Genomic DNA, 7,306 nt, shown 5'->3' with positions numbered 1-7,306 from the left:
TTCAAAGTAGAAAGTGTGTAACTTTCCATTTTCATCCGGAATGCTTGCCCATCCGGTAAGAACTACGCCGGCAGTATCACTGTTTTGCTCTTTATTGTCATACTGTGCGAAAAACCAGTGGCTATCCTCGTTAAACCAGCCTTCAGCCATCTTTCCTTCCGCATTGAAATAATAAAAACGATCTCCAATCTGTACCCAACGCTCCTTGGCATACTTCCAGGACTTAGACTTTACGTCCAGATACAAAAGCTTCCAGGCGCTGTCTTCCTTTTCCCAGATATAGGCTGTGGTGCTTCCCTTCTTCACGCCGGTAAGCTCTTCCTTGGTGGCTGCCCTTTCCTCGGCATGTCCCTGAAAACTCTGAAAAGAAAAGAGGAAGAAGAAGGAGAAAAGCAGGAGTAAAGCGCCCCATACTCTTCTCTTCTTTTCCTCTACCGTTATTCTCTCTGCTTTACACATAAAACCTCCCGTCTACTCGGGAAGTTAAAGCTTAGGAAAGAGCCTTCTTTCTTTCCAGAACCTGCTCAAGCATCTGTCTGTACTTCATAGCCTTTTCTTCCTCCTCCTGCACCTTTTCCTTCGGTGCCTTGGACAGGAAGCGCTCGTTCTTTAACATTCCCTCTGCACGTTGAATTTCTTTCTTCAGCCTCTCCTCTTCCTTCTCCAAACGCTCTCTTTCCTGATCCAAATCCACCAGATCAGAGAAGGGAAGGAAAATGTTGGCCTTCGGTATCAAGACAGAAACAGCATTTTCAGGAATACCTGTTCTGTCCTGCTGTATTATAACATCCTGTGCATAAGCAAGGGTAGCAAAGAATACCTTACTATGTGTAAACGTTTTTCTTAACCCCTCATCCTCGGTTACGAAGTAAACTGTAGCCTTTTTGGAAGGGGGAACATTCATTTCCGTACGAATATTTCGGATGGCACGAACCGCTTCCTTGATGGTCTCTCCCTCCTTCTCCGCCTCGGAAAAGTCCAGTTCTTCCGCGAAAACAGGCCACTCCGACAGCATCAGCATCTTCTCTTCTCCCGGGAATAAAGATTTTTCCGTGTCGTAAATCTCTTCCGTAATGAAGGGGCAGAAGGGATGCAACAAACTTAAGGAAGTTTTCAAAACCTTTAAGAGAGTCCAAAGGGCAAGGGTCTTGCTCTCTCCTCCCTCACTGTAGAGTCTGGGCTTTACCATCTCGATATACCAGTCACAGAACTCTTCCCAGATAAAGTTTTGAATCTTATCCAGAGCGATTCCCAGGTCAAAGGATTCTAAGTTTCTGGTCACCTCGGAAACGGTATGGTTACACTTGGAAAGAATCCACTGATCCGCAAGAGCCAAATTCTTCGGAATGACGGAAAGCACCTCTTCCAGACTTGCTTCCTTCTTTCCTACCAGGGAGAGAAGAGCTTCTTTCTCCTCTTCCTTTACATTCATAAAGAGGAAACGGGAAGCATTCCAAACCTTATTCATAAAGTTTCTGCTGGCTTCCACACGGCTATGATAGAAACGCATATCATTTCCCGGGGCATTTCCGGTAAGAAGCGTCATTCTCAAGGCATCCGCCCCGTAGGTTCCGATGATTTCCAAAGGATCGATTCCGTTTCCTAAGGACTTACTCATCTTTCTTCCCTGATCATCTCTAACAAGACCGTGAATCAGTACCTTCTTAAAAGGTGTCTTTCCGGTTTGCTCAATTCCGGAGAATACCATTCTGACTACCCAGAAGAAAATAATGTCATAGCCGGTAACCAGAACATCCGTAGGATAGAAATACTTGTAATCCTCCGTCTCCTCCGGCCAGCCCAAAGTCTCAAAGGGCCAAAGGGCACTGGAGAACCAGGTGTCAAGAGTATCCTCATCCTGACGAAGGGATGCACTCTTACACTTTGGACAGCACTCCGGCTTTTCCAAAGATACGATCAGCTCTCCGCAGTCCTCACAGTAGTAAGCAGGAATGCGGTGTCCCCACCAAAGCTGACGGGAAATACACCAGTCCTTGATATTTTCCAGCCAATGCAGGTAGGTCTTACCGTAGTTTTCCGGAACAAATTCCAAATCTCCCTTGTTCAGCGCTTCGATAGCGGGCTTTGCCAGCTCTTCCATCTTCACAAACCACTGGGGCTTTACCATAGGCTCAACGGTGGTTCCGCAACGATCATGCACACCTACATTGTGGCTGTGAGGCACCACCTTCTTTAAGAGTCCCTGCTTCTCTAAATCCTCCACCATCTTCTTTCTGGCTTCATAGCGATCCATGCCGTTATAGGGGGAGCCTTCACAGAGAATCTTGGCATCATCCGTTAAGATGTTTAAAACCTCTAAGCCATGTCTTTCTCCTACAAGGAAGTCGTTGGGATCATGGGCAGGGGTAATCTTTACACAACCGGTTCCGAACTCCTTATCCACATAGGCATCCGCAATCACCGGAATCACTCTGTCCGTCAAAGGAAGATGCAGTTCTTTTCCTACGATATCCTTATATCTTTCATCCTCCGGGTTTACAGCCACAGCCATATCGCCTAAGAGCGTTTCCGGTCTGGTGGTAGCAATCTCCACAAAACGGCCTTCCTCTCCCACTACCGGGTAAAGGATGTGCCAAAAGGAGCCTTCCTGCTCCTCATGCAAAACCTCCGCATCGGAAATGGAGGTATTACAAACCGGACACCAGTTAATCATCCTGGAGCCTCGGTAAATCAAGCCCTTCTTATACAAACGGACAAAGGTCTCCAGCACCGCATGGGAGCAACCCTCATCCATGGTAAAACGGAGACGATCCCAGTCTGCGGAGGAACCCATCTTATGGAGCTGGTTGACAATACGATCCTCGTACTCTTCCTTCCACTTCCAGGCCTCCTTTAAGAAGCCTTCTCTTCCCAGCTCCCACTTATCAATGCCCATATCCTTCAGCTTATTGATAACCTTTACCTCTGTGGCAATGGCGGCATGATCCGTTCCCGGCTGCCACAAAGCCTCAAAGCCCTGCATTCTCTTAAAACGAATCAGGGTATCCTGTAAGGCATTGTCCAGGGCGTGTCCCATGTGCAGCTGCCCGGTAACATTGGGAGGCGGCATCATAATGGTAAAGGGCTTCTTATTAGGATTTACCTTTGCGGCGAAGGCATTTCCCTTCAGCCACTTTTCGTAGATACGGTCCTCTACCTCTTCCGGATTATATTGTTTTGCAAGTTCTTTCATTTTCCCCTCCTGTAACTAGGCTCTACCACGTATTTCTTCTTTCCAGGCTTCCAGCTTCTTCTCCGCTTCTTGGAAAAATGCCTCTTCTCCCTCGTTATAGGCATTCTTCAGCTCCAAAATTCCTTCCGCCTGCTCCGCTTCTTTCAAAGCGTCTTCCCATTCTGCCTGCCATTCCTTGACCAGGTCTTCCTCTACTCCCTGCCAAAGCTCCTTGTACCGATCCTTCGGAAAGGTAATCTGAGACAGGAAATACAATCTTCGTAGGGCAGCCTTATCCTGATTTTTTCTATATAATTTCGCAAAGGCATCTCCTGCTCTTTGAAACTGCTTTAAATACAGGTAGGACTCTGCAATCTTACGAAGCCTTCTGCCATTTTCCTCCAAATGATACGCGTCCTGATAGGCATCCAAGGCCTTTCTGTATTTCTTTAAGGAAAAGAAGCTGTCTCCCATCCTTTCCTTCCGCTCCGGCTCGGACAAAGCCTGAATCCTTCTAAGCTCTAAGGAAAAGTCCTCCAGCTCTCTCTCCGTAAAATAAGAGCACTCCCGAAGCAGACGGAAAAGCAAACGCTCCTCCCGCTCTCCCATGTCCTTCAATTGCTTCAGCTTTTCGGAAAGCATGGGGCGATTCAAGCCGGTACTGACCCATTCCAAAAGACGATGATCCACAAAATGCTCCGGAATCAGGAGGGGATACTTTCCCACCGCATAGCAAAGTTCCTCCAAGGAGTAGATAGAAATATCCAATCGCTCATAATAATAGGGAAATGTAGCTTCTTTTTGACATAAAATCACTGCCATACTTTACTCCTTTCCCAAACTGATTCGCTCTTCAATCACCATACCGGAGGCAGGGTGCAAGTCTCCTAAGCCCCTATCCTCCACTGAAATCAAAATGGTGGACGCATCCACAAACCGACTCTTTAAAGATAACTTCGTGCAACGCTCCTCCCTCTTCGGAAAGCCTTCCAGTAGCATGCGAAGCTGTCTTCCCTTACTGCCCACGAAGGGCTGCACCGTAAAATCAATATAATCCTGCTGATCCGGTAAGAGCAAAAGCTCCTCTTCCTTTTCCAGCCAGGCATCTCCTGCCTTTGCCAGATAGTAGGGGAATTCCCTTTCTTTCTGACTCACTCGGACGGAAATATCATGGGCCACCCTGGTTTCGCAAAGCAGAAGATACTCCTCCTCTTCTCCTCTTCCCAGAAGCTTGGCGTATTCCAAGGCTCCGATGGCAAAGAGGAAGGATTCCACGCAAACTCTTCTTCCCTTTAAAAGCTTCTTCATAAAGCCCGGAGCGAAATCCGTACTTTCAAAGCCCTTTCCGGACAAAAAGAAGGCACTGTAGACCTTCCCTCTGGTTATTTTATCGCTAAGACCAGAAAGAATCTGGTCTGCCATTCGCTTTCCCTGAGGCTTTTCCATAATGTCGAAGGAAATGGCCTCCGGCTGGGCTTCCCCCGCAGAAATGGCATACTTCTTCGCCCCCTTGGACACCTGCATTTCATAGTAGTGAAGCACCTGGTTGGAAAACTCAAACATACCCACCAAGCGGTTGTAGAGGGTTTTATCCTGCCTTAAAAGGTAGTGGGCAAAGGCCTCGGTGTGGCTGATGCACTGCACCGAATACTCCTCTCCGAAAAGCTTTTCCAAAAGCTCCTTTAATCTTTTAAAGAGCTCCGGCTCTCCCTCCCGAAGGGTAAGGACTAAAGTATCCTTTCCCTCTTCCTCCGGAAGTTCCTTTTCCGCTATCCGCTTCTCTCCTTCTTTCAGCAGGGAACGAAGGAAGATCGACAGAAGCTCCTCCGCCTCATAGCACTGCCCTTCAATGGTGGCACTGCCCTTTTTCTTAAACAGGGACAAGAGCTTATCCACCAGAACTACTCCTCCGGTGAGATTCTTCTTATAGGCTTCCTCTCCGATGGAGAACTCTATCCCTCGCTTCTCTCTACAAAGAAGGGTAGGAAAGCGATATGTATATTCTTCTTGATATAGGGAAATGTCGGTATAGTCATCCCCTAAACTAATGCCAATGCTTTTCACAAATACCTCTTTCTCTTACTCCTCCAGTAATTTCGATAAAGCAATTTCCTTCTTGCCGTACTCTTCCATCATTTCCAGTAAAGGCTCCGCCTTCTTCTCCGTCATCAGTTCACACATCCGACAAAGCTTGGCATAGGCATCCTCTCCGATATAGGCCTTCTCGGATTCCTCCTTCTTCAGAGTGGATTGGTACAGTAGGGTATCCTCTTTCCCCACGGTAAAGCGATATTCCATGCTTTCTCCCGGGAAAAGCAGGAAGGATGCTGTATAAATGCCGTGATAGCACTCCTGTAATTCCTCTCTGTGGAACTCCTCTTCTCCCTGATTTCTTATGGATAGGAAGGGCTTTTCCTCTTCTCTTCCGTGATATTCCAAGACAGACTTTTCTAATATTTCATTGGGCAGGGAAACAAATTTTCCCAGCTCCTTGGTATAGCTGAAAATCAAAGACTTTTCCAAGAGAATAGGCAGGAAGGCGGAAAGCTCCTCCAGCTCTTCCTCCTTAAGCTCCGCTCTCTTGGAGAAGGAAAGGCTTAGTGCCAAAAGATAAAGTACCGGTACTCTTTCCTTATGGCTTTCTCCCCTTACCTCTTCAAAAATCTGCTGCATAATCCATTCTTTTTCCGGCTTCTGTCCCAGGAAGACAGAGGCGGAATAGGCTGTAAAAAAGGCACGAAGAAGTAAAGGATCCGCTCCCCCGTAACGGGTATAGAGGGCAAAAATTTCTTCGCTTTCCTTTCGTTTTTCCGTAAAAAGGCTCTGGGCCAAAAGCCGCTCCCCCATATTTAAGAAGGAAGAAGAAGGAATCTTCGCCTTCTGCTGTTTCCTTTGGTCTGCTACCCGCATCATTTGCAGCATCTCTTCTGTGGTGCCGTTATATTCCTCCAAAAGGAAATGAAGAATACTGTCCTTTTCCAGCTTGGAAAGAAAGGCTTTTTCCGAAAGATACAAAAGCATCTCTCTTTCCTCTTCCCCGTAAACCTTCTCTCCCTGCCCTTCGGAAAGAGCCCCCTCTAAAAATGCCTCCAAAGCCCGCTTATCCAAGGAAAGGTAGGGATAGGCAATGAGATATTCCAAAGCCTTGTCATAATCTCCCCGATAAATCAGGGCACTAAGCACATCCTCCTTCTCTTCCTTCTTTAAAGCGGCAAAGGGAAGGGCATGGAGAAATTCCAGATTCTCCTTAGGGAACTCTACTCCCTCCGCCTTCTTATGATAGGAAAGAATCAGATGCAAAATCTTCATCCGAAAATACAGGGTAAAGTCCTCATAGGAAAAGGCCTTTTCCATCAGTTCCAAATCCTTACTGTCGGAAATCCCCTTTTCCACCAGGCTAAGGGTCTTCCGAATCAGGAAAATGCCCTTATCCTCCGAGAGGCTTTGGCACTTCTTCTCCAACTCCGCCTCTTCCATCAGTCTGGTCTTTCTGTGAGGAACCCGACTGTAACGGTTTCCTAAGGCATCCTGGAAAAGAAGAATCATATTGGGAAGGGGCATGGGTACCGTACAAAATCCCCCCTTCACCGGGAAGGAACATTCCCGACGCAAAGCAGGGTGGGTCAGAACCAAACGCTCAATATTCTGATCCTCCAACTCCACCAGATAGCTGTTTAAAATCTTCGGAAGGAACTCCGCCATCCGTTCATCAATCATTTCCGGTAAAATCAGCTTGCTATACAACAAAGCCAGCTCCTCATTTATCTCCCCCTGCAAAAGACAGGAAATGGCATAGTTCTGCATCGGTCTTGCAAAGTGGGAGAAAATCTCGGAACCTTCCTGGAAATTCTTCAAAATATTATAATAAAGAGGAAGCTTAATCCCCTCTTCTAAACGATACTCATAGGAGAAATAAAGATATACCCCTTTAGGCAATTCTTCCGCATAGCCCATGGGCATAGCATAAAGGAGATTCTCGTACAATTTGGTAATCTTAACATTCTCCTCTACACCCTTTTTATAGAGGGCAAAGGCACTAAGGCTCCAATCTCCTCTGTGGATGCACTCCGTAATCTTTTCTTCCAGACTTGCATCCTCCGGAAAATGAAGAACCTCCTCCCTTTCCTCCCGTCT

The 7,306-nt window shown here is 47.0% G+C and carries 5 protein-coding genes; all 5 read right to left on the bottom strand.

Translation table 11 applies throughout. From position 1 onward, the window contains the following. Positions 1–459, bottom strand: a 459-nt coding sequence (locus tag ACO4PX_RS07245) for a cell wall-binding protein (protein WP_485572125.1), incomplete at its 3' end; no start/stop codon positions are given. Positions 460–490: 31 nt separating this feature from the next. Next, positions 491–3,193 carry a valine--tRNA ligase gene (locus ACO4PX_RS07240; RefSeq protein ID WP_007157856.1) on the bottom strand — a complete coding sequence of 901 codons (2,703 nt, stop codon included), beginning with the start codon at positions 3,191–3,193 and terminating at the stop codon, positions 491–493. A 15-nt stretch (positions 3,194–3,208) separates the two neighbouring features. Beyond that, a complete protein-coding gene (locus ACO4PX_RS07235; RefSeq protein ID WP_007157857.1) occupies positions 3,209–3,994 on the bottom strand; it encodes a tetratricopeptide repeat protein in 786 nt (261 codons plus the stop codon). Positions 3,995–3,997: 3 nt separating this feature from the next. Then, entirely contained in the window at positions 3,998–5,236 is a 1,239-nt protein-coding gene (locus ACO4PX_RS07230) for a DUF5716 family protein (protein WP_007157858.1), read from the bottom strand. Between the two features lie 15 nt (positions 5,237–5,251). Continuing rightward, on the bottom strand, positions 5,252–7,306 hold a 2,055-nt coding region (locus tag ACO4PX_RS07225), incomplete at its 5' end, for a DUF5717 family protein (protein ID WP_485572124.1).

Source organism: Oribacterium sp. (assembly GCF_057249185.1).
This window is presented reverse-complemented; position numbering and strand designations above follow the sequence as displayed.